Origin of the sequence: Serratia sp. (in: enterobacteria), assembly GCF_051654945.1 — a bacterium.
Taxonomy (GTDB): domain Bacteria; phylum Pseudomonadota; class Gammaproteobacteria; order Enterobacterales; family Enterobacteriaceae; genus Chania.
In genome coordinates this window covers 1-1831 of record NZ_JBOFZA010000066.1, presented here as the reverse complement: position 1 = coordinate 1831, position 1831 = coordinate 1, and the positions used below count along the sequence as shown (strand labels likewise).

Here is a 1831-nt window from a genome sequence, read left to right as displayed (position 1 = left end):
TAAAGACATCTTTGGATGAGAAATTCAGAACAAAAACAAACCAAACAACAGTAGAACGGTTTAAACAATTAGCTAGTAGTTAATTTTGAAATCGGGAAACAAACTTAAAACATGAGAGTTTGATCCTGGCTCAGGATGAACGCTGGCGGCGTGCTTAACACATGCAAGTCGAACGAAGCAATTCTTTTAGAAGCGGATTAGTTTACTAAGAAGCGGATATGTGAATTGACTGAGTGGCGGACGGGTGAGTAACGCGTGGGTAACCTGCCTCACACTGGGGGATAACAGTTGGAAACGACTGCTAATACCGCATAAGACCACGGAGTCGCATGGCTCTGAGGTAAAAACTCCGGTGGTGTGAGATGGACCCGCGTCTGATTAGCTAGTTGGTGAGGTAATGGCTCACCAAGGCGACGATCAGTAGCCGACCTGAGAGGGTGACCGGCCACATTGGGACTGAGACACGGCCCAAACTCCTACGGGAGGCAGCAGTGGGGAATATTGCACAATGGGGGAAACCCTGATGCAGCAACGCCGCGTGAGTGAAGAAGTATTTCGGTATGTAAAGCTCTATCAGCAGGGAAGATAATGACGGTACCTGACTAAGAAGCCCCGGCTAACTACGTGCCAGCAGCCGCGGTAATACGTAGGGGGCAAGCGTTATCCGGATTTACTGGGTGTAAAGGGAGCGTAGACGGTACTGCAAGTCTGGAGTGAAAACCCGGGGCTCAACCCCGGGACTGCTTTGGAAACTGTGGAACTAGAGTGCAGGAGAGGTAAGTGGAATTCCTAGTGTAGCGGTGAAATGCGTAGATATTAGGAGGAACACCAGTGGCGAAGGCGGCTTACTGGACTGTAACTGACGTTGAGGCTCGAAAGCGTGGGGAGCAAACAGGATTAGATACCCTGGTAGTCCACGCCGTAAACGATGAATGCTAGGTGTTGGGGAGCAAAGCTCTTCGGTGCCGTCGCAAACGCATTAAGCATTCCACCTGGGGAGTACGTTCGCAAGAATGAAACTCAAAGGAATTGACGGGGACCCGCACAAGCGGTGGAGCATGTGGTTTAATTCGAAGCAACGCGAAGAACCTTACCAAGTCTTGACATCCCTCTGACCGGTCCGTAACGGGACCTTCCCTTCGGGGCAGAGGAGACAGGTGGTGCATGGTTGTCGTCAGCTCGTGTCGTGAGATGTTGGGTTAAGTCCCGCAACGAGCGCAACCCTTATTCTTAGTAGCCAGCAGTTCGGCTGGGCACTCTAGGGAGACTGCCAGGGATAACCTGGAGGAAGGTGGGGATGACGTCAAATCATCATGCCCCTTATGATTTGGGCTACACACGTGCTACAATGGCGTAAACAAAGGGAAGCAACCCCGCGAGGGCAAGCAAATCTCAAAAATAACGTCTCAGTTCGGATTGCAGGCTGCAACTCGCCTGCATGAAGCTGGAATCGCTAGTAATCGCGAATCAGAATGTCGCGGTGAATACGTTCCCGGGTCTTGTACACACCGCCCGTCACACCATGGGAGTTGGTAATGCCCGAAGTCAGTGACCCAACCGTAAGGAGGGAGCTGCCGAAGGCAGGATCGATAACTGGGGTGAAGTCGTAACAAGGTAGCCGTATCGGAAGGTGCGGCTGGATCACCTCCTTTCTAAGGAAGAAGAAGTAAGGGTTTTATATACTGTTGAATCTTTTATAGGTTTAGAAATTTCCGGTGCCGATGCGCTTAGGGGAGACACCCGTTCCCATCCCGAACACGATGGTTAAGACTTAAGCGGCCGATGGTACTATGCTGGAAACGGCATGGGAGAGCAGGTGGGTGCCGGATTA

2 rRNA genes are annotated in these 1831 nt (G+C 51.4%); both read left to right on the top strand.

From position 1 onward, the window contains the following. The first annotated feature begins 107 nt into the window (after positions 1 to 107). Positions 108 to 1652: ribosomal RNA gene (locus tag ACRDCA_RS09005) — 16S ribosomal RNA — on the top strand. A 59-nt stretch (positions 1653 to 1711) separates the two neighbouring features. Next, positions 1712 to 1829: ribosomal RNA gene (gene rrf / locus ACRDCA_RS09000) — 5S ribosomal RNA — on the top strand. The last annotated feature ends 2 nt before the right edge of the window (positions 1830 to 1831 follow it).